Source organism: Streptomyces sp. G7(2002), assembly GCF_028870195.1.
GTDB classification, from domain to species: Bacteria; Actinomycetota; Actinomycetes; order Streptomycetales; family Streptomycetaceae; genus Streptomyces; species Streptomyces nigrescens.
This window is the reverse complement of record NZ_CP102609.1, coordinates 2,674,186-2,697,690: the sequence shown is the minus strand read 5'-3', so window position 1 is coordinate 2,697,690 and position 23,505 is coordinate 2,674,186. Positions and strand designations below refer to the sequence as shown.

The window sequence follows — 23,505 nt, the reverse complement described above, 5'->3', positions numbered from 1 at the left end:
TGTGCGACGGAACCACCCGTCCGGGCCTGCCTCGGCCGCTCACTCCCAGCGGAAGAACCGCGCCGCGGCCCCCAGCCCGAGCACCGCCCACACCGCGAGGATGCCGAGGTCCGGCCAGGGGATGCCGGCGCCGTGCTGGAGCACCTCGCGCAGCCCGTCGGACAGTGCCGTGATCGGCAGCAGCCCGAGCACGCTCTGGGCGGCCTCCGGGAACTTGTCCAGCGGGACGATCACGCCGCCGCCGACCAGCAGCAGCAGGAACACCAGGTTGGCCGCCGCGAGGGTGGCCTCCGCCTTGAGCGTGCCGGCCATCAGCAGGCCCAGGCCGGAGAAGGCGGCCGTGCCCAGGAGGAGCAGCAGCGCCACCGTGAGCGGACTGCCCTGCGGGGACCAGCCCAGCGCGAGCGCGACCGCGGTCAGCAGCGCGACCTGCAGGACCTCGGTGACCAGCACCGCACAGGTCTTGGCGGTCATCAGCCCCCAGCGCGGCAGCGGCGAGACGGCGAGCCGCTTGAGCACGCCGTAGCGCCGCTCGAAGCCGGTCGCGATGGCCTGGCCGGTGAAGGCGGTCGACAGCACGGCGAGCGCCAGGACGCCGGGCGCCAGGAAGTCGACGGACCGGCCCGCGCCGGCGGCCGTGCCGGTGGGCACCGCGACGATGTCGACGGCGGAGAACAGCACCAGCAGCAGCGTCGGGATGATCACGGTCAGCAGCAGCTGCTCACCGTTGCGCAGCAGCATCCTGGTCTCCAGGGCCGCCTGCGCGCGGATCATCCGGGGCAGCGGAGCCGCACCGGGCCGCGGGCTGAACGTGCCGGTGACGCCACCGGCCTCGGTGGTGGTCATGCGCGCAGCTCCTTGCCCGTGAGCTCCAGGAAAACGTCCTCCAGGGTGTGCCGTTCGACGGCTATCGCGTCGGGCATCACGCCGTTCTGGGCGCACCAGGAGGCGACGGTGGCCAGCAGCTGCGGGTTGACCTTGCCGTGGACGCGGTAGACGCCGGAGGCGGGCTCCGCGGCGGCGCTGTCCGCGGGCAGCGCCTTGAGGAGCGAGGCGAGGTCGAGTCCGGGGCGGCCGGTGAAGCGCAGGCTGTTCTCCGCGCCGCCGCGGCACAGTTCGTCCGGGCTGCCCTGGGCGATCACCCGGCCGCCGTCGATGATCGCGACATCGTCGGCGAGCTGCTCGGCCTCGTCCATGAAGTGCGTGGTCAGTACGGTGCTGACGCCGTCGGCGCGCAGTTCCCGTACGAGGTCCCAGGTGGCGTGGCGGGCCTGCGGGTCGAGTCCGGCCGTCGGCTCGTCCAGGAAGACCAGCTCGGGGCGGCCGACCACGGCCATCGCCAGCGCCAGCCGTTGTTGCTGGCCGCCGGAGAGCCGCCGGTAGGGGGTCCGGCCGCAGCTGCCGAGGCCGAGCCGGTCGATGAGCGTGCCGACGTCGAGGGGGTGGGCGTGCAGGGTGGCGGTGTGCCGCAGCATCTCCTCCGCCTTGGCGCCCGCGTAGACGCCGCCGGACTGCAGCATCACGCCGATCCGCGGCCGCAGTGCCGCGGCGTCGGCGACCGGGTCCAGGCCCAGGACCCGCACCCGGCCGGCGTCCGGCCGGCGGTAGCCCTCGCAGGTCTCGACGGTGGTGGTCTTGCCGGCGCCGTTCGGGCCGAGCACGGCGGTCACCGCGCCGCGGGCGACGGTCAGATCGAGCCCGTCCACGGCGGTCTTGGTCCCGTATCGCTTGACCAGGCCGGTGATCTCGACGGCAGGCTCTCGGCCAGGGGGCCGGGGGTCGCCCCCCGGGGAGGTGCTGGGCATGCCGGGCAGTCTACGGAGAGTGGCAGGCCTACCTCCAATGGGGGAGTGGGCCCGCATCGGCGTCCGTTCCCCGGTCTGGCGGTGTGTGACCGCACGGGTTTTCACGGCCCGTGAGCCGTGGTGCGCCGTTGCCGGACGGGGGCGGACCTTCGCAGGTCGGCGCCGCTTCCGCCGCCCGGCATGTACTTGATTTAGGTAACCCTAAGTGATAGAGGCCACCCATCCGTGATCCGGACGAGGCTTGTATCGCTTTGACGAATTACGCAACAATGGCGTTGTGAAATACGCGAGCGAGGACCAGGAAGGGCCCGCGGTCGAGCAGACCGAAGGGCCGGCCCCCTCCGCGCCCGAGCAGACCGAGCGGCGCGGGCCCGCCCCGCACGCCGCGGCGCCGCACGACGAACAGCAGGGCACCCGCAACAGGGTGGCCCGCTCCATCCTCGACCACGGTCCGTCCACCGCAGCCGAGCTCGCCCTTCGCCTGGAGCTGACCCAGGCGGCCGTCCGACGGCATCTGGACGCGCTGGCCGCGGAGGGCGTCGTCGAGCCCCGCGAGAAGCGCGTCTACGGCACCCGTGGCCGTGGCCGCCCGGCCAGGGCCTTCGCCCTCACCGACTGCGGACGGGACGCCTTCGACCAGGCCTACGACCAGCTCGCCACCGACGCGCTGCGCTGGATCGCGCAGAGCGCGGGCGGCGGCGAGCAGGGCGAGGCGGCCGTCGCCGCGTTCGCCCGTGCGCGCCTCGCCGCGCAGGCCGAGGGCTACCGCGAGGCGGTCGAGGCCGCCGAGCCGGAGGCCCGTACCGAGGCCCTTGCGAAGGCGTTGACCGTGGACGGGTACGCTGCTACGGCGCGCAGCGCCCCCAATCCCCAGCTCGGTGAACAGCTCTGCCAGCACCACTGCCCGGTCGCCCATGTCGCCGAGCAGTACCCGCAGCTGTGCGAGGCGGAGACCGAGGTCTTCTCCCGATTGCTCGGGACCCATGTACAGCGGCTTGCCACCATCGCCCATGGCGACGGGGTGTGCACGACCTTCGTCCCGAAGGCCGGTGCCGGCAAGGCCGCTCACAGCACCGCACGCACCACCAAGACCACCACAGCATCTGCAAGCACGGCCGGGAGGAACCCCGCATGACGCTCCCTACGGAGACTGCTCACCCTGAGCTCGAGGGTCTGGGCAAGTACGAATACGGCTGGGCCGACTCCGACGTGGCCGGCGCTTCCGCCAAGCGCGGCCTCTCCGAGGCCGTCGTCCGCGACATCTCGGCGAAGAAGAACGAGCCGGAGTGGATGCTCAAGCTCCGCCTCAAGGGCCTGAAGCTGTTCGACAAGAAGCCCATGCCGAACTGGGGCTCGGACCTGTCGGGCATCGACTTCGACAACATCAAGTACTTCGTCCGCTCCACCGAGCAGCAGGCCGCCTCCTGGGAGGACCTGCCCGAGGACATCAAGAACACCTACGACAAGCTCGGCATCCCCGAGGCGGAGAAGCAGCGCCTGGTCGCCGGTGTCGCCGCGCAGTACGAGTCCGAGGTCGTCTACCACCAGATCCGTGAGGACCTGGAGGAGCAGGGCGTCATCTTCCTGGACACCGACACCGCGCTCAAGGAGCACCCGGAGCTCTTCCAGGAGTACTTCGGCACGGTCATCCCGGTCGGCGACAACAAGTTCGCGTCGCTGAACAGCGCGGTGTGGTCCGGCGGCTCGTTCATCTACGTGCCCAAGGGTGTCCACGTCGACATCCCGCTGCAGGCCTACTTCCGGATCAACACCGAGAACATGGGCCAGTTCGAGCGGACGCTGATCATCGTCGACGAGGACGCCTACGTCCACTACGTCGAGGGCTGCACGGCGCCGATCTACAAGTCGGACTCGCTGCACTCCGCGGTGGTCGAGATCATCGTGAAGAAGGGCGGCCGCTGCCGCTACACGACCATCCAGAACTGGTCGAACAACGTCTACAACCTGGTCACCAAGCGCGCCGTCGCCTACGAGGGCGCGACCATGGAGTGGGTCGACGGCAACCTCGGCTCCAAGGTGACCATGAAGTACCCGGCGGTCTACCTCATGGGCGAGCACGCCAAGGGTGAGACCCTGTCCATCGCCTTCGCGGGCGAGGGCCAGCACCAGGACGCCGGCTCCAAGATGGTCCACATGGCGCCGAACACCTCCTCCAACATCGTCTCCAAGTCGGTGGCGCGAGGCGGCGGCCGGACCTCCTACCGCGGTCTGGTCGAGATCGGCGAGGGCGCCGCGGGCTCCAAGTCCAACGTGCTGTGTGACGCCCTGCTGGTGGACACCATCTCCCGTTCGGACACCTACCCCTACGTCGACGTCCGCGAGGACGACGTGTCGATGGGCCACGAGGCGACCGTCTCCAAGGTCAGCGAGGACCAGCTCTTCTACCTGATGGCCCGTGGCCTGACGGAGTTCGAGGCCATGGCGATGATCGTGCGCGGCTTCGTCGAGCCGATCGCCCGTGAGCTGCCGATGGAGTACGCGCTGGAGCTGAACCGGCTGATCGAGCTGCAGATGGAAGGCGCGGTCGGCTGACACCCGGCCCCCAGGCAGCAACGGATTCACGAGGCAGCGTCCTCTTCAAGAAAGCGAGCTAGACGACAGCCATGGCTGAGGCTCAGAACATCCCGGCGGGTTCCACGACCACCGGCTCCCTTGCGGTGGCCGCGGAGTCCACCGTCGCCACCCGGATGAGCGCCCCGCCGTCCTACGACGTGGCGGACTTCCCGGTGCCGCACGGCCGCGAGGAGGAGTGGCGCTTCACGCCCCTCGCGCGCCTGAAGGGCCTGCACGACGGCAGTGCCGCGGCCGGCGGTCCGGACCTGAAGATCGACATCACCGCTCCCGAGGGCGTCACCCACGAGCTGGTCGACCGCACCGACCCGCGGGTCGGCAAGGCCGGCAAGCCCGTGGACCGGGTCGCCGCCCAGGCGTACAGCTCGTTCGAGAAGGCCTCGGTGGTCTCGGTCCCCAAGGAGACCGTGCTCGCCGAGCCCATCCGGATCACCGTGCACGGCGAGGGCGGCACCGCCTTCGGCCACCAGGTCATCGAGCTCGGCGCGTTCGCCGAGGCGGTCGTCGTCATCGACCACACCGGTGACGCGGTGCTCGCCGCCAACGTCGACTACCTCCTCGGTGACGGCGCCAAGCTGACCGTCGTCTCCGTCCAGGACTGGGACGACCACGCCGTCCACGTCGGGCAGCACAACGCCCTCGTCGGCCGGGACGCCACCTTCAAGTCCGTGGTGGTCACCTTCGGCGGCGACCTCGTCCGGCTCCACCCCCGCGTCACCTACGCGGGCCCCGGCGGTGAGGCCGAGCTCTACGGTCTGTACTTCACCGAGCAGGGCCAGCACCAGGAGCACCGCCTCTTCGTCGACCACGAGGCGACCAACTGCCGCTCGAACGTCGTCTACAAGGGCGCGCTGCAGGGCCAGGACGCCCACGCGGTCTGGATCGGCGATGTCCTCATCCAGGCGGCGGCCACCGGCACGGACACCTACGAGCTCAACCGCAACCTCGTCCTCACCGACGGCGCGCGGGTCGACTCGGTGCCCAACCTGGAGATCGAGACCGGCGAGATCGTCGGCGCCGGCCACGCCTCGGCGACCGGCCGCTTCGACGACGAGCAGCTCTTCTACCTGATGGCCCGCGGCATCCCGGCCGACGAGGCCCGCCGACTGGTCGTCCGCGGCTTCTTCGCCGAGCTGGTCCAGCAGATCGGTCTCCCGGACGTCGAAGAGCGTCTGATGAGCAAGATCGAGGCCGAGCTGGAAGCGTCCGCGGCATGACGTACGTACGCGCAGCGGCGCTCAGCGAGCTGGAGGAGGACACCCCCAAGCGGGTGGAACTCGACGGCACGCCCGTCTCCCTGGTCCGCACCGAGGGAGAAGTCTTCGCGATCAACGACATCTGCTCGCACGCGAATGTCTCGCTCTCGGAAGGCGAGGTCGAGGACTGCTCGATCGAGTGCTGGCTGCACGGTTCGAGCTTCGACCTGCGCACCGGCAAGCCGAACGGCCTTCCCGCGACGCGCCCCGTCCCCGTATACCCCGTAAAGATCGAAGGGGACGACGTGCTCGTCTCCGTCACCCAGGAGTCCTGAGTTCCCCATGGCAACGCTTGAGATCCACGACCTGCACGTCTCCGTCGAGGCCGAGAACGGCCCGCGCGAGATCCTGAAGGGCGTCGACCTGACCGTGAAGCAGGGCGAGACGCACGCCATCATGGGCCCCAACGGCTCCGGCAAGTCCACCCTCGCCTACTCCCTCGCGGGTCACCCCAAGTACACGATCACCGGCGGCACCGTCACCCTCGACGGCGAGGACGTCCTGGAGATGTCCGTCGACGAGCGCGCGCGGGCCGGCGTCTTCCTCGCCATGCAGTACCCGGTCGAGGTCCCCGGCGTCTCGGTCTCCAACTTCCTGCGGACCTCCGCGACCGCGATCCGCGGTGAGGCCCCCAAGCTGCGGCTGTGGGTCAAGGAGGTCAAGGAGGCCATGGAGCGCCTCCAGATGGACCCCGCCTTCGCCGAGCGCAACGTCAACGAGGGCTTCTCCGGTGGTGAGAAGAAGCGCCACGAGATCCTCCAGCTGGAGCTGCTCAAGCCGGCCATCGCGATCCTCGACGAGACCGACTCCGGTCTGGACGTCGACGCGCTGCGCACCGTCTCCGAGGGCGTCAACCGCGTCCGCGAGACCGGCGAGGTCGGCACCCTGCTGATCACGCACTACACGCGCATCCTGCGCTACATCAAGCCCGACCGCGTGCATGTGTTCGCCAACGGCCGGATCGCCGAGTCCGGCGGTGCCGAGCTCGCGGACAAGCTGGAGGCCGAGGGCTACGAGGCATACACGAAGGGTGGCGCAACCGCGTGACACAGCTGCCGGGCCTCCTCGACACAGAGGCGATCCGTAAGGACTTCCCCATCCTGGATCGTCAGATCCATGACGGGAAGAAGGTCGTGTACCTGGACAACGCGGCGACCTCGCAGAAGCCGCGTCAGGTCCTCGACGCCCTGAACGCCTACTACGAACGCCACAACGCCAACGTCCACCGCGGCGTGCATGTGCTCGCCGAGGAGGCCACGGCGCTGTACGAAGGCGCCCGCGACAAGGTGGCCGCCTTCATCAACGCCCCGAGCCGCGACGAGGTGATCTTCACCAAGAACGCCTCCGAGTCGCTCAACCTCGTGGCCAACATGCTCGGCTGGGCCGATGAGCCCTACCGCGTGGACCGTGAGACCGAGATCGTCATCACGGAGATGGAGCACCACTCCAACATCGTCCCGTGGCAGCTGCTCTCGCAGCGCACCGGCGCGAAGCTGAAGTGGTTCGGCATCACCGACGACGGCCGCCTCGACCTGTCCAACATCGACGAGATCATCACCGAGAAGACGAAGATCGTCTCCTTCACGCTGGTCTCCAACATCATGGGCACGATCAACCCGGTCGAGACGATCATCCGCCGCGCCCAGGAGGTCGGCGCGCTGGTCTGCATCGACGCCTCGCAGGCCGCCCCGCACATGGTGCTGGACGTGCAGGCGCTGCAGGCCGACTTCGTGGCCTTCACCGGCCACAAGATGTGCGGCCCGACCGGCATCGGCGTCCTCTGGGGCCGCCAGGAGCTGCTGGAGGACCTCCCGCCGTTCCTCGGTGGCGGCGAGATGATCGAGACCGTCTCGATGCACTCCTCGACCTATGCGCCCGCCCCGCACAAGTTCGAGGCCGGTACGCCCCCGATCGCCCAGGCCGTCGGCCTCGGCGCGGCCGTGGACTACCTCACCTCGATCGGCATGGACAACATCGCCGCGCATGAGCACGCGATCACCGAGTACGCCGTCAAGCGGCTGCTGGAGGTCCCCGACCTGCGCATCATCGGCCCGAGCACGGCCGAGGACCGCGGGGCGACGCTCTCCTTCACGCTCGGCGACATCCATCCCCACGACGTCGGCCAGGTGCTGGACGAGCAGGGCATCGCGGTCCGGGTGGGTCACCACTGCGCCCGGCCGGTCTGCCTGCGCTTCGGAATTCCCGCGACCACGCGAGCGTCGTTCTATCTGTACTCCACGCCCGCCGAGGTCGACGCCTTGGTCGAGGGCCTGGAGCACGTCCGCAACTTTTTCGGATAACCAAGCACAGCGGATGAGGACGAGGACTGACTGAGCCGTGAAGCTGGATTCCATGTACCAGGACGTCATCCTGGACCACTACAAGCACCCCCATGGGCGCGGTCTTCGGGACGGCGACGCCGAGGTGCACCATGTCAACCCCACGTGCGGTGACGAGATCACGCTGCGCGTGCGGCTCGACGGCGCGACGATCGAGGATGTCTCCTACGAGGGCCAGGGCTGCTCCATCAGCCAGGCCAGTGCGTCGGTGCTCAACGACCTCCTGGTGGGCAAGCAGCTCGGCGACGCGCAGAAGATCCAGGAGACGTTCCTGGAGCTGATGCAGTCCAAGGGCCAGGTGGAGCCGGATGACGCCATGGAGGAGATCCTGGAGGACGCGGTGGCGTTCGCCGGTGTCTCCAAGTACCCGGCGCGTGTGAAGTGCGCCCTGCTCAGTTGGATGGCCTGGAAGGACGCCACGGCCAAGGCCCTCTCCGAGGAGGCGAAGACCGCATGACCGACACTCCGACCACCACGAAGCCCGCCTCCGAGGAGGAGGTCCGCGAGGCGCTGTACGACGTCGTGGACCCCGAGCTGGGCATCGATGTCGTCAACCTGGGGCTGATCTACGGCATCCACGTCGACGACGCCAACATCGCCACCATCGACATGACGCTGACCTCCGCGGCCTGCCCGCTGACCGACGTCATCGAGGACCAGGCGAAGTCCGCCACGGACGGCATCGTCAACGAGCTGAAGATCAACTGGGTCTGGATGCCCCCGTGGGGCCCGGACAAGATCACCGACGACGGTCGCGAGCAGCTCCGCGCGCTGGGCTTCAACGTCTGAGACGCCGGCGCCCGAAAGGCCGAGCCGAAACGGCCGTGCCCCCGCAGAATGCGGCGGGCACGGCCGTTTCGCTGTCCCGGGGCGCGTCCGGCCGGCCCGCAGCGTGGCCGGAAAGCGTTGTGTACGCCCGTACGCAACGTTGTGTACGCTCGTACGCATGGCCTATCTGATGCTCGCCGGCGCGATCCTCTCCGAGGTGCTCGCGACCACCGCCATGAAGTACACCGACGGCTTCAGCAGGCTGTGGCCTTCGGTGGGGACGGCGCTGGGCTATCTGCTCGCCTTCGCGCTGCTCGCCCAGACGCTCAAGTCGATGAGTGTCGGGACCGCGTACGCCATCTGGTCCGGTGCCGGGACGGCGGTGATCGCCGCGATAGGGATGGTGTTCCTGGGGGAGAGCGCCACTGCGCTGAAGATCCTCGGAGTGCTGCTGGTCATCGCCGGTGTCGTGGTGCTGAACCTGGACGGGGCGCACTGATGGCCCGGCGCTACGACCCGGACCGACGGCAGCGGATCATCGACGCGGCGATCACCGTGGTCGGCGAGCGCGGGATCGCCGGGCTCAGCCACCGCGCCGTGGCCGCCGCGGCGGATGTGCCGCTGGGCTCGACCACCTACCACTTCGCGTCCCTGGACGACCTGCTGGTCGCCGCGCTGCGGCAGTCCAACGTCGTGTGCCTGGACGACTTCGCCCGCTGGGTCGACGGCATCGACCCGCAGGCGCCGCTCGCCGAGGAGGTCGCGAGGCTGGTCGAGGACACGCTCACCGGTGACCGCAGACGGATGGAGCTGGAGTACGAGCTGTATCTGGCGGCGCTGCGGCACGAGGCGGTGCGGCCGATCGCCGCCGAATGCCTGGACGAGATGGTGCGGCTGCTCGGACAGCGGATCGGCGATCTGCGCACGGCGCGGACGGTGGTGGCCCTCACCGACGGGCTGGTGTTGCAGCATCTGCTGACCGGGCAGCCCTTCGACCCCGAGGCGGTGCGGGCCGGGCTGGCCGGGGTGCTGGGCTGAACCGCCCGGCAGCGGGCCGTTTTCCGGGCCCTGCGGGCGGGGTGGTGCGCCCCCGTGACCCGGCCCGATCGCTGAGACCGGTTCGCCTCGGCGGGCGCCCTCCGGTTAGGTTTCGAACATGACCGAAGCTGCTACCTCCCGTACGACCGGCGCCGTCGCCGCCGGGCTCGCCACCGTCACCTCCGACGGCACCGTTCTCGACACCTGGTTCCCGGCGCCCGAGCTGGCCGCGGCGACCGCCGACCTCGGCCCCGCCGGCACCGAGCGCCTCGACGACGAGCGCGCCACCGAACTGCTGGGCGCCGCCGTGCTCAAGGCGATCGGTCCCGACCCGGTCCGCGAGGTCGAGGTCGTCGCCGTCCGGACGGTCATCGCCTCCCTCGACGACAAGCCGCTGGACGCCCATGACGCGTATCTGCGCCTCCACCTGCTCAGCCACCGGCTGGTCAAGCCGCACGGGCAGAACCTGGAGGGCGTCTTCGGCCTGCTGGCCAACGTCGCCTGGACCTCGCTGGGCCCGGTGGCCGTCGACCAGGTGGAGACGGTGCGGCTGAACGCCCGCGCCGAGGGGCTGCACCTGATGGTCACCGGCATCGACAAGTTCCCGCGGATGACGGACTATGTCGCGCCCGCCGGGGTGCGGATCGCGGACGCCGACCGGGTGCGCCTGGGCGCGCACCTCGCGGCCGGCACCACCGTCATGCACGAGGGCTTCGTCAACTTCAACGCCGGGACGCTGGGCACCTCCATGGTCGAGGGCCGGATCAGCGCGGGTGTGGTCATCGGCGACGGCTCCGACATCGGCGGCGGCGCCTCCACCATGGGCACCCTGTCCGGCGGCGGCAAGCAGATCATCTCGATCGGCGAGCGCTGCCTGCTCGGCGCCGAGTCGGGTATCGGTATCGCGCTGGGCAACGAGTGCGTCGTCGAGGCCGGTCTGTACGTCACCGCCGGCACCCGGGTCACGCTGCCCGACGGCCAGATCGTCAAGGCCCTGGAGCTGTCCGGCGCGGACAACATCCTCTTCCGCCGCAACTCCACCACCGGCACCGTCGAGGCCCGCCCGAACAAGGCGGACTGGGGCGGCCTCAACGAGGTACTGCACAGCCACAACTGAGCGGACACGGTCGCACCACGGCCCGGCGGGCATCCCGCCGGGCCTTTGGTTTCGGTACCCCGGTCCCGGGCCCGGCCGGACGCCGATAGGCTTGCGCCATGCGTGATCTTGTAGCGGGGATGCGGTATCTGGGCAAGGGCCAGCGCTGGGTCGCCCAGCACGGCCGGTGGTGGGGATTCGGGCTGATTCCGGCCCTGATCGCCCTGGTGCTGTACGTCGCGGTGCTCACCGTGCTCGCCCTCTGGTCCGGCGATATCGCGGCCTGGGCGACGCCGTTCGCCGACGACTGGGACGAGCCCTGGCAGGGGCTGCTGCGCGGGGTGTTCGTGGGGCTGCTGTTCGCCGGCGGGCTGATGCTGTCGGTGCTGACCTTCACCGCGGTCACCCTGCTGATCGGCGACCCCTTCTACGAGTCGCTCTCGGAGAAGGTCGAGGAGTCCGAGGGGAACTGTCCGCCGTCCCCGGACCGGCCGCTGTGGCAGGAGGTCTGGATCGCGCTGCGGGACAGCGTCCATGTGCTGCTGCGGGCCGCCGGTTTCGGCATCCTGCTGTTCGTCCTCGGGTTCGTGCCGTTCATCGGGCAGACCGTGGTCCCCGCCATCGGCTTCTGTGTCTCCGGCTTCTTCCTCGCCGTCGAGCTGACCTCGGTGGCCATGCAGCGCCGGGACATCCCGGTGCGCGAGCGGCTCCGGCTGCTGCGCGGCCGCAAGGCGCTGGCGGTCGGCTTCGGCACCCCGATCGTGCTGCTGTTCCTGATCCCGTTCATCGCGGTGGTGCTGATGCCGGGCGCGGTCGCCGGTGCCACGCTGCTCGTCCGGGACCTGGTGCCGGACGAGCAGGCACCGGAGCAGGCCGCCGGGCAGGGAGGCGCCGCGGCTCCGTACGGGCAGCCGGCCGCGCCGGGCGCCTACGGGCCGCCGCCCGCGTCCTTCCCGCCTAACCAGGGACCGCCGCAGGCACCGCCGTCGCCGCGTCCGCAGTCCGGTCCAGGGTCGTCTGCAGCGCGTCCGCCAGCCGGCTGGTGAGCTCGGCGTCCGCCGCCAGCAGCGGACCGCGCACCGGCCCCGCGGGCAGCCCGAGGTGGTTGAGCAGCGCCTTCACGGTGACCGTGCCGGGGTGCTCCCCGCCGGTCACCGCCTCGATGAGCGGGACCAGGGCGAGCTGACGGCGGGCCGCTCCGGCCGTGTCGCCGGCGTCGTAGGCGTCCAGGAGGGCGCGCACGGCCCGGGGCGCGGCATTGGCGGCGGTGCTGACGCAGCCGCTGCCGCCGAGCGCCCGGAGCGGCAGGATCTGTTCGTCGCAGCCCGCGTAGTAGGCCAGGTCCGTCGCGGCCAGCACCTTCGCGGACTTCAGCGGGTCGTAGGCGCAGTCCTTGACCGCCACGATCCGCGGATGGGCGGCGAGCCGCAGCAAGGTCCTGGCGGTCAGCGCGGTGCCGGTGCGGCCCGGGATGTCGTAGAGCATCACCGGCAGCCCGGTGGCGTCCGCGACCGTCCGCAGATGATGGCTGACGGCCTCCTGGGTGGGCCGTGAGTAGTACGGCGTGACCACCAACAGGCCGTGTGCGCCCGCCCGTTCGGCACTGCGGGCCAGTGCGACGGTGTGCCGGGTGTCGCTGGTGCCGACCCCCGCGATGATCCGCGCGCGGTTGCCGACGGCCTCGGCCACGGCCCGCAGCAGGGTCTCCTTCTCGGCGTCCGAGGTGGTCGGGGACTCCCCGGTGGTGCCGCTCAGCACCAGTGCGTCGCAGCCGCCGTCGTCGACGAGGCGGGTGGCGAGCCGCTGCGCGCCGTCCGTGTCGAGCTCGTCGTCGGCGGTGAACGGGGTGATCATGGCGGCCGCGAGGCGCCCGAAGGGCGCTGCGGGGGCGTAGGGGGCGGTCATGGTGTCCATGTCAGAAGTGTGAGGGCGCCTCATATTTCACGTCCACTTAGTTGTGCTTGGGTAATTTGTTAAGCAGTGCTACGGCCGGCAGGGCCGGAAACGTGAAGCGGCCGCCGCACCCTTCGGTGCGACGGCCGCTCGGGCATCACAGGCCCATCACGCGCCAGTCAGGCCATTCCGCGAACGCTTCAGGTCCTGGGTCCGCTCGGCGGCGGACTCCTCCGACGACTTCGGCTTCCGCTGGTCGGTGCGCCGCTCGGCGGCACGGTCCTTGTTGCCCGACTTACGGTTCTGGGACTTCGGCATGATGACTCCCTATGTCTCGCCGAATGGTTCTTACCTGCCCAGTACCGCACCCCCCGCGGCAGTTGGCCCCCGGACGTGGGCCGGTCGGGTGACGGGGGAGTCACACGAAGTGATGGCCCGCGGTGCTACGGCCGGATCCGCAGGACCTGCGGATCGTGGTCGCTGGCCTGGTCGGCGTACTCGGAGTTGAGGTGCACGATGTCGTAGTCGGCCCGGGCCAGCGGGCGGCTGGTGAGCATGTGGTCCAGCACCTGTGAGTTGCCGTTGAAGACATAGCCGTAGCGCTCGGCCCGCGGGAGCCGGCCGACCTGGTCGGTGAGCACACCGCCGGCGGTGAGCTGCTTCAGGGCCGGCGAGAACTGGTAGTCGTTGAGGTCACCGGCCACCACCACGCCGGCCTTGGGGTCCTTGGCCAGCAGCTCCTTGACGAACTGGTTGACCAGACCGGCCTGTGCGGTGCGCTGGGTCTCCGAGCTCCGGGCCGGTGGCTGGAAACGGCTGTCCAGGCCCTGGTCGCCGCCCTTGGAGTTGAAGTGGTTGGCGATCACGAACACCCGGCTCCCCGGGCGGCTCTTGAGCGAGAACTGGCCGACAAGGGGCTTGCGGCTGGCCTTCCACGCCGGGTCGGCCGGTGCGATCCGGCCCGGCGACGCGGACAGCGTGGCCTTGCCGTGGTCGCCGACCACCTTCACCGGAGTGGTGGCGTCGCCGCCCTTGATGTCCGTGAACGAGGCCCGCTCGGGGTTGAACAGGAACGCCACCCGGATGTTGCCGCCGGGCTGGCCGCCGTCCTGGCCGTTGACCGGGTCGATCTGCCGCCACTCGTACGCCGGGCCGCCGGCAGCCTTGATGGCGTCGGTGAGCTTCTTGAGGGTCGCCCCGGCGGTGACCACGCCGTTGTCGGTGGCGCCGTTGTCGTCCTGGACCTCCTCCAGCGCGACCACGTCGGGGGCGGCGAGGTGGTCCACCAGCCCCTTCGCCAGCCGGTCGAACTTGGCCTGCGGGGTACTGGGGGAGAGGTTCTCGACGTTGTAGGTGGCCACCGCCAGCTCGTCGGACTTCTGCTTGCGGGTCTTCTCCGGCTCCGGGCCGTGGTCGGTCAGCTTGCCCAGCTCGGTGGCCTGCAGCGAGTAGCCGCCGAAGCTGTCGTAGTCCAGCGGTCCGGCGGTGGAGCCGGTCAGCTCGTCGCCGACATCGGCCACCGGGAACGGCTGCTGCGCGAAGGGGATCAGGGACGCCACCTTGACCCGGCCGCCGTTGGGGTCCGCGTACGAGCCGTAGAGCGTGCCGCCGCGGGCCGTGCGGTGGCGCTTCGGCTCGGCGGTCACCCACAGCTCGTGATGGCTGCTGGTCGCCCCGACGACCGGCGCGTCCGACACCGCGACGCGCATGCCCTCCAGCGACTCGTAGCGGTCCAGGGCGTACGAGGCGGGGCGCAGCTTCAGGGACTCGATGCTCTTGCCGCCCGCGTCGGGGGCGTAACGGTTCGGCACCGAGGCCGCGTTGAGCTTGAAGGCGGCCGGCAGCGGGGCGTCCGCGGAGCCGGTCTTCCAGGTCGCGTCGGTGATCTCGGTGACCGACTGCAGACCGGCGTCCTTGCCGCCGGGGTAGTACTCGCTGACCGTGCCGGAGAAGGTGATCGCGTCGCCGACCGCGACCTTCGGCGTCTCCTTGCCGGTGAAGACGAAGACCGCCTCGCTGGTGGCCGGGTTCTTGTCCGGGTGCGGGTCCTGCACCCAGAAGCCGCGCGCCGAGCCGAACGAGCGGATCGCGGTGACCGTACCGGGCACCTCGCTGACCTGCTGTCCGGCGAGCGGGGATATTCGGGTGCTGCCCTGGATGTCGTTGATCCGGGCGCCGGCCGCGGAGGCCGACTCCGTGGCGGTCAGCAGTCCGCCGGCCAGGGCGGCGCAGACCACCGCGCTGACGGCGGCCGGTCTGCGGAGCGAGCGACGGGACGGCATGCATGCCTCCGAGAGGTATGGGGGGTGGCTGGGACACCGTGGGTACGGTGCGGGACCGGCGCGCGCTACGCGCGTCGATCTGCGTCAATCTCTTGTGCACGTAAGGGAGTTGTCAAGCTTCTGCGGGTAACCGGAAGGGGGCGCGGGGGTGAACCGTCCGAGATACGGAGAATTCCGTCTACGCTTGGGCGGCGCACACCCCAGCTACCGCTGGGAGGAACCCCCAGCCGCAGTCCGTCCGAGGAGCTGAGCAGCCGATGTCCGCAGACCGCCCCACCCTGCCGCCGGTGCGGCTGCACTCCGAAGCGGAACTGGCCCGGGACGCGCTGAGCGCGCCCCTGATGGCCCGCGCCGCGAAACTCGCCCGCTGGGCCGAGCGCGGCGTCCCTGTCGGCGTCGGCGGCCAGATCCTGGAGGAGCCCCTGGCCGCCGCCACCGAGCACCTCGGTCTGACCGGCGACGAGGACGGCCCCGCCTACACCGCCGAGGCCTGGCAGCTCGCGGTGGACACCGGCCTCGTGGAGATCACGGAGACCGAGGAGAGCGAGGACGGCGCCGACCTCCCCGACGACGCCGCGGCCGGTATCGCCACCCCCGGCGAGGAGCTCGGCCTGCTCACCTCCGGCAGCCCGCAGGACATCCTCGACATCTGGCTCGGCGGTATGGAGACCGTGCTCGCCGACGCCGCCGCCCCCGACCTCGCCGACCTCGCCGACCAGCTCACCGAGGGCGGCGAACTGGATCTGGACGCGCTCGACTGGAACCCGGAGGAGGAGGCCGAGCTGCTGGACGGCATCCTCGGCAATCTCTATCTGCTGACGGCCCTGAACGAGCGCCCCGACCAGGAGGTTCCGCTGCCCGCGCTGGCCGCCTCCATGATCGTCCCGGACGATATGGACGAGCCCACGGACGATGTCCTCGAAGAGGTCTCCGAGGCGATGATGCGCCTGGACGACCAGTTCCGGGTGCTGGAGCCGATCGGCCTGGTCGCCTACCAGCCCGTCGACGAGGCGCTCATCGAGGAGCTCGACGAGGACGGCGAGACGGTCCTCCCCCAGGGGCCGGGGGGAACCTCCGCCGAGCCGCTGACCGACGAGGACGTCTCCCGCTACGGCCTGGTCCGCCTCACCCCGCTCGGTGTCTACGCGGTCCGCGCCCGGATGCTGGACGCGGGCGTGCACGCCCCCGCGGTCGGCGACCTCGCCGACAAGGGCGCCGATGTCCTCCTGGACGCGCTGCCCGACTACCCCGAGGCGCTCGCCCAGGCCGAGTCCGAGCTCTGGCTCACCGCCCGTACGCCGGCGGACGCAGCCCGGGACCTGCTCGCGGCCGCCCGCGGCGACGACGAGCGCGCCCCGCGCCGACGGCTCGCCGCCCAGCAGACCCTCTCGCTGGTCTCGCCGGACGCCGAGGCCGCGCTGCGCGAGGTGCTCGACGACCGGCAGCTCGGCGGCCTGGCCCGGGTCTGGCTGGCCGAGCGCGCGCTGCCCGGCATCCCCGAGCCGTCCCAGGAGATGATCTTCTGGCTGACGGTGGACACCATCGCGGCGCAGCTGGACAGCGCCGACGAGGAGGCCACGACCGAGCTGCGTGACCTGGTGCAGGGCCTGACCGAGCAGCACAGCGGGTTCTTCGACACCGCCTGGCGGGTGGACCACCCGGCCACCGCCGATGTCCTGGAGGCCATGGGCCGGCTGCACCCGGACAAGAAGGCCGCCAAGGAGGCCCGCAAGGCCGCGTTCAAGGCACGCTCGCGCCAGTCGGGCTGACTCCCGCAGGGGGCCGGGCCGGGCCGGGCGGGGGCACCCACGCCCCGGGGCCGGTCCGGCGACCAGGACCGTAACGGTCCGGTCGCCGGACCGGCCCCAACTGCTTCCTGGATGTCGCGCCGCGTTCAACTGGAGTTCGACGGCACACGAGAGCGTGTGCCCGCAGGCACAGGGGAGAAGAAACCGGCCATCCAGGAGATGACAATGCCGCTCACCCGCAGAGACTTCGCCAAGCGTTCCGCCCTCACCGGTGCGGGGGTCGCACTGGCCGGCAGCGTCGGCGTACTGGCGACCGCGCCCGGAGCCATCGGCGCGGAGACACCGGACGGAGGCCCGGACGGCACGGCGGACGGGAACGGTGTCGGCTACGGCCCGCTGATCGCGGACCCGGACGGCATCCTCGCGCTGCCCGCCGGGTTCTCGTACAAGATCATCACCCGGACCGGGGAGACCACGCTCGACAGCGGCGAGTCCACCCCCTCCAACCACGACGGCACCGGCACCTTCGAGGGCCCCCGCGGCACCACCCTCCTGGTCAACAACCACGAGCTGAAGGGCCCGCGCGCCGACTGGCCGCACCCGGTGCCGCTGGCCGAAGGCCTGGTCTACGACCCGGCGGCGTCCGGCGGCTGCACCGTCGTCGAGGTCGCCAACGACGGCACCCCGGTCGGCGAGTGGGTCGGCATCGCCGGTACGTCCACCAACTGCGCGGGCGGCACCACCCCTTGGGGCACCTGGCTCACCGGCGAGGAGACCGAGGACAAGGCCGGCGAGCACGGCATGACCAAGGACCACGGCTATGTCTTCGAGGTCGACCCCCACGACCGCAGGGCCGGCCGCGACCCCAAGCCCCTCAAGGCGCTGGGCCGTTACGCCCACGAGGCCGTCGTCGTCGACCCCAAGCGCGGTCACCTCTACCTGACCGAGGACGCCTCCGGCCCCAACGGCCTCTTCTACCGCTGGACCCCGCCGCACGGTTTCCGCCACGGCCGCGGTCAGCTGCGCTCGCTCGCCGGTGACGCGGGGGTGCTGGAGGCCTTCAAGTGCTTCGACTCCGGCGGCCGGTTCGTCGACGACCTCTCGCGCGCCACCAAGGCCGGCACCGTCTACGGCGTCGACTGGGTCGAGGTCGCCGACCGTGACGCCCGTAAGGTCTCGGTGCGCAAGCAGTTCAAGGACGGCGAGGTCACCCGCGCCCGCAAGCTGGAGGGCCTGTGGTGGGCGGACGGCGGCGCCTACGTGGTGTCCTCCTACGCCCGTGACGAGAGCCCCGTCCAGCACGACGGACAGGTCTGGTTCTACGACCCGCGGCGGCGGACGCTGACCCTGAAAGTGCTGCTGGGCGTCAACCCCGACCCGTCCAAGGACGGCGCGCTCGACGGTCCCGACAACATCACCGTCTCGCCCTACGGCGGGCTGATCATCGCCGAGGACGGCGAGGGCGTCCAGCACCTCTTCGGGGCCACCGACGACGGCCGGACCTACCCGATCGCCCGTAACGAGCTCAACATCGGTACCGCGGCCGAGCCCGAGTTCAGCGAGTTCACCGGGCCGGTGTTCTCCCCGGACGGGCGGACGCTGTTCGCCAACATCCAGGATCCCGGCATCATGCTGGCGATCACCGGGCCGTGGAAGCGGCAGCGCCGGCAGCGATAGCCGTACAGCGGTAGCCGTACGGCCGGCGGCGGCTCAGCCGGCCGCCGCCGTCAGGACGTAGTAGTCCAGCAGACCGGTCTCGTACGCGGTCAGATAGCGGCGCGGCCACTCGTCGTCGCGGAGTTCCGGCTGCTGGGCCATATAGCGGTCGTAGGGCTCCCAGACCCCGTCGCCGATCGCCCGGACCCGCACCTCCCGCAGCCCCGCCGCGGCCAGCGTCCCGGCGACCTCGTCGACCACATGCGGGACGTCCAGGCCGTCGGCGTACGGGGGCAGCAGCGCGGGCAGGGCGCGGGCGGCCGCCCGGGTGCGGGCGAAGAAGGTGGTCAGCGCCAGCCGGCCTCCCGGGCGCAGCACCCGTGCGGCCTCCCGGGCGAAACCGGGCAGATCACGGAAGTGCTGCGCCGCCTCGACGGAGAACAGGCAGTCCACACAGCCGTCGGGGAGCGGGATGTCCTGGGCGGCGCCCAGGAGGAACTCCAGCCGGCCGGGGGCGTCCGCGGACGCGGCGAGCAGTTCCGCGTTGGCCTCCCGGGCACGGGCGATCTGGTCGGGGTGGGCGTCCAGCCCGATGACCGTCCCCGGACCGAACTCCCGCAGCGCCAGCGCACAGCCCAGCCCGCGTCCGCAGCCGACGTCCAGGGCGGTGCCGCCCCGCGGCAGGTCGAAGGTGCCGAGCACCAGCCGGTAGAGGTCCTCCTCGCTGCGCACCCGGTCGGCCCGGGTCAGCTGCCGGTCCCCAGGGCCGGGCAGGGCCGTCCAGTAGCCGAAATTGATGAAGCCGCCGGCGAAGGCGGGGACGGTGCTGAGGTCGAGCTCGCCGTAGACCCGCGCGACCCGGTCGGGAAGGTCCGGGGGCGCTGGGCCGTCCGGGGGCTCCGCGGGTCCGGCCGGCGGCGGCTGCTGCGTCATCGAACGCTCCTCGTGCGTGCCGTGGGGGACATGCCGTGACGGGCTCAGCCGTGATGGGGCGTGGGGGAACGGGGGAATCCCGGGGGCGTGCGGACCGGGAATCCTGGGGGCGTGCGGAGGCGGAAGGAGAGGTGCTGAGCTCGACGGTACGGACGAGACAATTCTCGATCCTGGGCCGTTCCCGCACCAGGGAAGGCCGTCCGCCGGAGGCGGCGCCACGGGGACACGGCGGATCCGGCGCGGCGCGCGGAGCGGGCCGGGGGTGAGACGCCGCGGCCCGCTTCCCTGACGGCGGCGGGGCCGTCAGGGAAGCGGGCGTCACGGGTTCACAGGGCCTTGCCGGCCGGTTTGACCATGCCGCGGACCGTGCGGGCGTCGACGTACTCGCCCAGTGCGGTCATCTCCCACTCGCCGGAGAACTGGCGGATGAGCTTGGCCATCATCACGCCCGTACGGGGCTCCGAGTGGGTGAGGTCGAAGCGGACCAGCTCCTCGCCGCTCTGGGCGTCCAGCAGGCGGCAGTAGGCCTTGGCGACATCGGAGAACTTCTGGCCGGAGAAGGAGTTCACGACGAAGACCAGGCCCGTCACCTCCGGGGGCAGCCCGCCGAGGTGGACGGTGATCGCCTCGTCGTCGCCGGCGCCCTCGCCGGTGAGGTTGTCGCCGGAGTGCTGGATCGCGCCGCCCAGGATCATCAGCTTGCCGAAGAAGCAGTTGTCGACCTTCTTGCGGTCCGGGCCGTAGGCGATGACGGAGGCGTCCAGGTCGATGCTCTTGCTGCGGAAGGCGGGCTCCCAGCCGAGGCCCATCCGGACCGAGCTGAGCAGCGGGCGGCCGCCCTTGACCAGGGAGACGGTCTGGTTCTTCTGGAGGCTGACACGGCCCTTGTCGAGGTTGATCTTGCCCGGGGCTGCCGGTGCGGCCGGAGCGGCGGCGGGGGCCGGGGGCGCGGCCGGCGGGGCGGCCGGGGCAGGGGTGCCGGCGGGCGGTCCCCACTGGCCGGCCGGGGCCGCGGGTGCCGCGGGTGCCGGGGGAGCGGGGGGTGCCTGCGGGGCGGCGGCGGGTGCGGCCGGTTCCTCCACGCTGACGCCGAAGTCGGTGGCGATCCCCGCCAGGCCGTTGGCGTAGCCCTGGCCGACCGCGCGGACCTTCCAGGCGCCGGAGCGGCGGTAGATCTCGACGACCACCAGCGCGGTCTCGGCGCCCAGCTGGGGCGGGGTGAAGGAGGCGAGGACGCTGTTGTCGTCGGCGTTGCGGACCGTGCCGGTCGGCTCGGTGCCGGCGAAGGTCGCGCCGGGCTGGTCCAGGCTCGCGGTGACCACGATCTTCTCGATGCCGTCGGGCACCGCGGCGGTGTCCACCGTGATGGTGTCGCCGCCGCCGGCCGCCGCGGAGTGCGTCACGCCCGGACCGGCGGGCTGGTTGTAGAACACGAAGTCGTCGTCGGAGCGCACCTTGCCGTCGGCGGCCAGCAGCAGGCCCGATACGTCCAGCCGCACGGGGGCGGTGACGTCCACCGCCACCCGTACGGCACTGAGCGGGAGGTTCGAGCCAGGAGTCATAGCGGTCATGCCGTGCTCAACGATCGGCTCACCTTTGCGGTTCCATTACCTGCGGTCCGATGGCCGCCCGGCCCGTTCACCGGCGTTCGCGGGAGTTGCCGAAGAGCAGCCGGTAGGCGATCAGCAGGACCAGGGCCCCGGCGATCGAGGCGACCCACATTCTCGGCTCGCCGAAGTCCTTCGGGATCGGCTCGTGCAGGAACTTGGTGGAGAGCCAGCCGCCGATGAAGGACCCCACGATGCCGATCAGGGTCGTGCCGATGATCCCTCCCGGGTCCCGTCCCGGCAGCAGAACCTTGGCGATGACGCCCGCGATCAGCCCGAGTACGAGCCAGCTGACGATGCCCATGATGTGTTCCTCGTTCCTGCGCGGAGAATCGGTACGTAGACGAGGACGCCGGCCGGGCGGCACGGGTTCCGTGGCAGGTCCCGCGTGGTGCTCCGTACGGCCGCGGGGGTGTGCCGGTCAGTGCGGCCACCGGGGCGGATCGGTGCAGAAGGCGCCGCCCAGACGGTCGTGGGCGGGGTTGCCGGGGTCCAGCGGGCCCTGGGCGGCGATCAGTTCCGCCGCGTACGGCTCGGAGTCGTCCTGCGGTGTGTACCCCAGGGCGCGGGCGGTCGAAAGGTCCCACCACAGGCGGGTGTTGGCGGAGGAGCCGTAGACGACGGTGTGGCCCACACCGGGCGCGGTGAGCGCGGCGTCCAGCAGCCGCGCGCAGTCGGCCGGGCTCAGCCAGATCGACAGCATCCGTACCGACGTCGGCTCGGGGAAGCAGGAGCCGATCCGGACCGAGACGGTCTCGATGCCGTGCAGGTCCCAGTAGAGCGAGGCGAGGTCCTCGCCGAAGCCCTTGGACAGGCCGTAGTAGGTGTCGGGGCGGCGGGGTGTGTCGACGGGGATGGCGCCGGAGCCGTCCGCGGGGCGCGGGGTGAAGCCGACGGCGTGGTTGGAGGAGGCGAAGACGACACGGCGGACGCCTGCCGCGCGCGCCGCCTCGTACAGGTGGTAGGTGCCCTCGATGTTGGCGCGCAGGATCTTCTCGAACGGGGCCTCCAGGGGGATCCCGGCGAGATGGACGATCGCGTCGACCCCGTGCACCGCCTCGCGCAGCGCCTCCGTATCGGCCAGCTCGGCGGTGACCGCGTCCGGTGCGCCCTCGACGGGCCGCTGGTCGAAGAGGCGCAGTCGGTAGCCGTACGGCGGCAGCAGCTCGCGCATCAGGGTGCCGAGCCCGCCGGCGGCGCCGGTGAGCAGAACGGTGCGGGGTGCGGTCATGGGCGGCGACTCCTCCGACTGCGCAGCAAGGCTGCATGTGCGGATGTCATTCAGATGTGTGGACACCGTAGGAAGCTGGATCTTGGCCGGTCAAGGCGCTTGACGGGTGGTGTGAATCGGCTTGCGGCGCGGTAGTTGTGGCACCTTGACCGGTGCGGTACGGCTGCTCTAGCGTGGCGCCGTTCAGAAATATGGACGCTCATCATAAACATGCACAGGCATGCCAGGGAGAGCCCGTGACCTCAGCCCCTCCCCCAGCAACCTCCCCCAGCCTTCGTCCGGGAGGTGCCCCCCGGCGGCACTCCCAGCTCGCCGACCGCCTCGACGGACTGCTCTTCTTCCCCGTGACCGCGTACGGGCCGGACGGCGCGCTGGACCCGGCCGCCTTCCGCGCCCATGTGCGCGACGGCATCGACGCGGGCGCGGCCGCCGTGTTCGCCTGCTGCGGCACCGGCGAATTCCATGCGCTCACCCCCGGGGAGTTCGCGGACTGCGTCGCGGCCGCGGTCGAGGAGGCCGCGGGCCGGGTCCCGGTGATCGCCGGTACGGGCTACGGCACCGCGCTCGCCGCGCAGTTCGCCCACCTCGCCCACGAAGCGGGCGCCGACGGGCTGCTCGCCCTGCCGCCCTATCTCGTCGTCGCCGGCCAGCAGGGGCTGCTGACGCACTACACCGAACTCGCCGCCGCCACCCCGCTCCCCGTCATCGTCTACCAGCGCGACAACGCGGTCTTCACCCCGGCCACCGTCGCCGCCCTGGCCCGGACCCCCGGCATCATCGGCCTCAAGGACGGGCTGGGCGACCTCGATCTGCTGCAGCGCATCATCAGCGCCGTCCGCACCGAGGCCCCCGAGGAGGACTTCCTCTACTTCAACGGCCTGCCCACCGCCGAACTCACCGGCCCCGCCTACCGGGGCCTGGGCGTCCGCCTCTACTCCTCCGCCGTCTTCGCCTTCGCCCCCGAGATCGCACTCGCCTTCCACCGGGCGCTGGACACCGGCGACGACGACACCGTGCGCCGGCTGCTGGACGGCTTCTACCGGCCGCTGGTCGAACTCCGCAACCAGGGCCGCGGCTACGCCGTATCGCTGGTCAAGGCGGGCGTACGGATGCGGGGCCCGGACGTCGGCGAGGTCCGGCCGCCGCTCAGCGAACCGTCCCCCGCGCATCTGAGGGAGCTGGCCGGGCTGATCGAACGCGGCCTGGCCCTGGTCACGGACACGGCAGGGACCGGCGCCTGACGCGCACCGGCGCGTTCCTC

At 71.3% G+C, this 23,505-nt stretch carries 24 protein-coding genes; 15 read left to right on the top strand and 9 right to left on the bottom strand.

Annotated elements, in window-relative coordinates; all coding sequences use genetic code 11:
* Positions 1-39: 39 nt before the first annotated feature.
* Together NUT86_RS11035 and NUT86_RS11030 are read right to left on the bottom strand one after the other, a co-directional pair.
* Positions 40-846 (bottom strand): ABC transporter permease, encoded by an 807-nt coding sequence (locus NUT86_RS11035; protein WP_274734880.1) that lies wholly within the window; start codon positions 844-846, stop codon positions 40-42.
* Positions 843-1,805, bottom strand: coding sequence for an ABC transporter ATP-binding protein (locus NUT86_RS11030; RefSeq protein WP_109888984.1), 963 nt, complete (start codon positions 1,803-1,805; stop codon positions 843-845). Before NUT86_RS11030 ends, NUT86_RS11035 begins: the two co-directional genes overlap by 4 nt.
* A gap of 277 nt (positions 1,806-2,082) precedes the next feature.
* On the opposite strand from NUT86_RS11030, the gene NUT86_RS11025 reads away from it, so the two are divergent.
* The 12 genes from NUT86_RS11025 (at position 2,083) to NUT86_RS10970 (ending at position 11,940) form a co-directional block, all read left to right on the top strand.
* A complete protein-coding gene (locus tag NUT86_RS11025) occupies positions 2,083-2,940 on the top strand; it encodes a helix-turn-helix transcriptional regulator (protein WP_018091861.1) in 858 nt (285 codons plus the stop codon).
* Positions 2,937-4,358 (top strand): Fe-S cluster assembly protein SufB, encoded by a 1,422-nt coding sequence (gene sufB, locus NUT86_RS11020; protein WP_018091860.1) that lies wholly within the window; start codon positions 2,937-2,939, stop codon positions 4,356-4,358. Before NUT86_RS11025 ends, sufB begins: the two co-directional genes overlap by 4 nt.
* A 71-nt stretch (positions 4,359-4,429) precedes the next feature.
* Entirely contained in the window at positions 4,430-5,614 is a 1,185-nt protein-coding gene (sufD, locus tag NUT86_RS11015) for a Fe-S cluster assembly protein SufD (protein ID WP_018091859.1), read from the top strand.
* Positions 5,611-5,928, top strand: a complete 318-nt coding sequence (locus NUT86_RS11010) for a non-heme iron oxygenase ferredoxin subunit (protein WP_018091858.1) — start codon at positions 5,611-5,613, stop codon at positions 5,926-5,928. The genes sufD and NUT86_RS11010 overlap by 4 nt, the downstream gene beginning before the upstream one ends.
* A 7-nt stretch (positions 5,929-5,935) precedes the next feature.
* Positions 5,936-6,700 (top strand): Fe-S cluster assembly ATPase SufC, encoded by a 765-nt coding sequence (gene sufC, locus NUT86_RS11005; protein ID WP_018091857.1) that lies wholly within the window; start codon positions 5,936-5,938, stop codon positions 6,698-6,700.
* Positions 6,697-7,953, top strand: coding sequence for a cysteine desulfurase (locus tag NUT86_RS11000; protein WP_018091856.1), 1,257 nt, complete (start codon positions 6,697-6,699; stop codon positions 7,951-7,953). The genes sufC and NUT86_RS11000 overlap by 4 nt, the downstream gene beginning before the upstream one ends.
* A gap of 37 nt (positions 7,954-7,990) precedes the next feature.
* Entirely contained in the window at positions 7,991-8,449 is a 459-nt protein-coding gene (gene sufU / locus NUT86_RS10995; RefSeq protein ID WP_018091855.1) for a Fe-S cluster assembly sulfur transfer protein SufU, read from the top strand.
* Positions 8,446-8,781, top strand: coding sequence for a metal-sulfur cluster assembly factor (locus NUT86_RS10990; RefSeq protein ID WP_086718002.1), 336 nt, complete (start codon positions 8,446-8,448; stop codon positions 8,779-8,781). Before sufU ends, NUT86_RS10990 begins: the two co-directional genes overlap by 4 nt.
* A gap of 157 nt (positions 8,782-8,938) precedes the next feature.
* Entirely contained in the window at positions 8,939-9,259 is a 321-nt protein-coding gene (locus NUT86_RS10985; protein ID WP_109888982.1) for a DMT family transporter, read from the top strand.
* Positions 9,259-9,798 carry a TetR/AcrR family transcriptional regulator gene (locus tag NUT86_RS10980; RefSeq protein WP_266448785.1) on the top strand — a complete coding sequence of 180 codons (540 nt, stop codon included), beginning with the start codon at positions 9,259-9,261 and terminating at the stop codon, positions 9,796-9,798. Before NUT86_RS10985 ends, NUT86_RS10980 begins: the two co-directional genes overlap by 1 nt.
* Positions 9,799-9,916: 118 nt before the next feature.
* On the top strand, positions 9,917-10,915 hold the full coding sequence (gene dapD, locus NUT86_RS10975) for a 2,3,4,5-tetrahydropyridine-2,6-dicarboxylate N-succinyltransferase (protein ID WP_018091851.1): 999 nt from the start codon (positions 9,917-9,919) through the stop codon (positions 10,913-10,915).
* A gap of 98 nt (positions 10,916-11,013) precedes the next feature.
* On the top strand, positions 11,014-11,940 hold the full coding sequence (locus tag NUT86_RS10970) for an EI24 domain-containing protein (protein ID WP_159490341.1): 927 nt from the start codon (positions 11,014-11,016) through the stop codon (positions 11,938-11,940).
* Here the strand turns inward: NUT86_RS10970 and dapA are convergent.
* The 3 genes from dapA to NUT86_RS10955 form a co-directional block, all read right to left on the bottom strand.
* Positions 11,852-12,808: a 4-hydroxy-tetrahydrodipicolinate synthase gene (gene dapA, locus NUT86_RS10965; RefSeq protein ID WP_274734870.1), complete on the bottom strand. Its 957-nt coding sequence runs from the start codon at positions 12,806-12,808 to the stop codon at positions 11,852-11,854. The two genes, NUT86_RS10970 and dapA, sit on opposite strands and share 89 nt — an antisense overlap.
* Before the next feature lie 147 nt (positions 12,809-12,955).
* Positions 12,956-13,105, bottom strand: a complete 150-nt coding sequence (locus NUT86_RS10960; RefSeq protein ID WP_018091848.1) for a hypothetical protein — start codon at positions 13,103-13,105, stop codon at positions 12,956-12,958.
* 125 nt (positions 13,106-13,230) lie between these two features.
* Complete coding sequence (locus NUT86_RS10955) at positions 13,231-15,069, bottom strand: endonuclease/exonuclease/phosphatase family protein (RefSeq protein WP_274734867.1); 1,839 nt, start codon at positions 15,067-15,069, stop codon at positions 13,231-13,233.
* A gap of 257 nt (positions 15,070-15,326) precedes the next feature.
* Between NUT86_RS10955 and NUT86_RS10950 the strand changes: the two genes are divergently transcribed.
* Positions 15,327-16,838 (top strand): hypothetical protein, encoded by a 1,512-nt coding sequence (locus NUT86_RS10950; RefSeq protein WP_159490335.1) that lies wholly within the window; start codon positions 15,327-15,329, stop codon positions 16,836-16,838.
* Positions 16,839-17,042: 204 nt separating this feature from the next.
* On the top strand, positions 17,043-18,494 hold the full coding sequence (locus NUT86_RS10945; protein WP_018091845.1) for an alkaline phosphatase PhoX: 1,452 nt from the start codon (positions 17,043-17,045) through the stop codon (positions 18,492-18,494).
* Between the two features lie 33 nt (positions 18,495-18,527).
* Here the strand turns inward: NUT86_RS10945 and NUT86_RS10940 are convergent, their stop codons facing one another.
* The 4 genes from NUT86_RS10940 to NUT86_RS10925 all read right to left on the bottom strand — a co-directional run bounded on the left by NUT86_RS10940 (position 18,528) and on the right by NUT86_RS10925 (position 22,244).
* Complete coding sequence (locus NUT86_RS10940; RefSeq protein ID WP_159490331.1) at positions 18,528-19,406, bottom strand: class I SAM-dependent methyltransferase; 879 nt, start codon at positions 19,404-19,406, stop codon at positions 18,528-18,530.
* Between the two features lie 326 nt (positions 19,407-19,732).
* The gene (locus NUT86_RS10935) at positions 19,733-20,977 is read right to left on the bottom strand and encodes a TerD family protein (protein WP_274734864.1); all 1,245 of its coding nucleotides are present in this window, start codon (positions 20,975-20,977) and stop codon (positions 19,733-19,735) included.
* Positions 20,978-21,044: 67 nt separating this feature from the next.
* Positions 21,045-21,317 carry a GlsB/YeaQ/YmgE family stress response membrane protein gene (locus NUT86_RS10930; protein ID WP_018091842.1) on the bottom strand — a complete coding sequence of 91 codons (273 nt, stop codon included), beginning with the start codon at positions 21,315-21,317 and terminating at the stop codon, positions 21,045-21,047.
* A 117-nt stretch (positions 21,318-21,434) separates the two neighbouring features.
* Entirely contained in the window at positions 21,435-22,244 is an 810-nt protein-coding gene (locus NUT86_RS10925) for an NAD-dependent epimerase/dehydratase family protein (protein WP_159490329.1), read from the bottom strand.
* Between the two features lie 236 nt (positions 22,245-22,480).
* Between NUT86_RS10925 and NUT86_RS10920 the strand changes: the two genes are divergently transcribed.
* Positions 22,481-23,485 (top strand): 5-dehydro-4-deoxyglucarate dehydratase, encoded by a 1,005-nt coding sequence (locus NUT86_RS10920; RefSeq protein WP_266448766.1) that lies wholly within the window; start codon positions 22,481-22,483, stop codon positions 23,483-23,485.
* Positions 23,486-23,505: the final 20 nt, after the last annotated feature.

Coding starts and splice junctions, on each gene's coding strand:
- NUT86_RS11010 (WP_018091858.1), top strand. CDS start 5,611: ATGACGTACGTACGCGCAGCGGCGCTCAGCGAGCTGGAGGAGGACACC.
- dapD (WP_018091851.1), top strand. CDS start 9,917: ATGACCGAAGCTGCTACCTCCCGTACGACCGGCGCCGTCGCCGCCGGG.
- sufD (WP_018091859.1), top strand. CDS start 4,430: ATGGCTGAGGCTCAGAACATCCCGGCGGGTTCCACGACCACCGGCTCC.
- NUT86_RS10970 (WP_159490341.1), top strand. CDS start 11,014: ATGCGTGATCTTGTAGCGGGGATGCGGTATCTGGGCAAGGGCCAGCGC.
- sufB (WP_018091860.1), top strand. CDS start 2,937: ATGACGCTCCCTACGGAGACTGCTCACCCTGAGCTCGAGGGTCTGGGC.
- NUT86_RS10935 (WP_274734864.1), bottom strand. CDS start 20,977: ATGACCGCTATGACTCCTGGCTCGAACCTCCCGCTCAGTGCCGTACGG.
- NUT86_RS10945 (WP_018091845.1), top strand. CDS start 17,043: ATGCCGCTCACCCGCAGAGACTTCGCCAAGCGTTCCGCCCTCACCGGT.
- NUT86_RS10960 (WP_018091848.1), bottom strand. CDS start 13,105: ATGCCGAAGTCCCAGAACCGTAAGTCGGGCAACAAGGACCGTGCCGCC.
- NUT86_RS10985 (WP_109888982.1), top strand. CDS start 8,939: ATGGCCTATCTGATGCTCGCCGGCGCGATCCTCTCCGAGGTGCTCGCG.
- NUT86_RS10990 (WP_086718002.1), top strand. CDS start 8,446: ATGACCGACACTCCGACCACCACGAAGCCCGCCTCCGAGGAGGAGGTC.
- NUT86_RS10955 (WP_274734867.1), bottom strand. CDS start 15,069: ATGCCGTCCCGTCGCTCGCTCCGCAGACCGGCCGCCGTCAGCGCGGTG.
- NUT86_RS10925 (WP_159490329.1), bottom strand. CDS start 22,244: ATGACCGCACCCCGCACCGTTCTGCTCACCGGCGCCGCCGGCGGGCTC.
- NUT86_RS11030 (WP_109888984.1), bottom strand. CDS start 1,805: ATGCCCAGCACCTCCCCGGGGGGCGACCCCCGGCCCCCTGGCCGAGAG.
- NUT86_RS11035 (WP_274734880.1), bottom strand. CDS start 846: ATGACCACCACCGAGGCCGGTGGCGTCACCGGCACGTTCAGCCCGCGG.
- dapA (WP_274734870.1), bottom strand. CDS start 12,808: ATGGACACCATGACCGCCCCCTACGCCCCCGCAGCGCCCTTCGGGCGC.
- NUT86_RS10980 (WP_266448785.1), top strand. CDS start 9,259: ATGGCCCGGCGCTACGACCCGGACCGACGGCAGCGGATCATCGACGCG.
- sufC (WP_018091857.1), top strand. CDS start 5,936: ATGGCAACGCTTGAGATCCACGACCTGCACGTCTCCGTCGAGGCCGAG.
- NUT86_RS10950 (WP_159490335.1), top strand. CDS start 15,327: ATGTCCGCAGACCGCCCCACCCTGCCGCCGGTGCGGCTGCACTCCGAA.
- NUT86_RS10930 (WP_018091842.1), bottom strand. CDS start 21,317: ATGGGCATCGTCAGCTGGCTCGTACTCGGGCTGATCGCGGGCGTCATC.
- NUT86_RS10940 (WP_159490331.1), bottom strand. CDS start 19,406: ATGACGCAGCAGCCGCCGCCGGCCGGACCCGCGGAGCCCCCGGACGGC.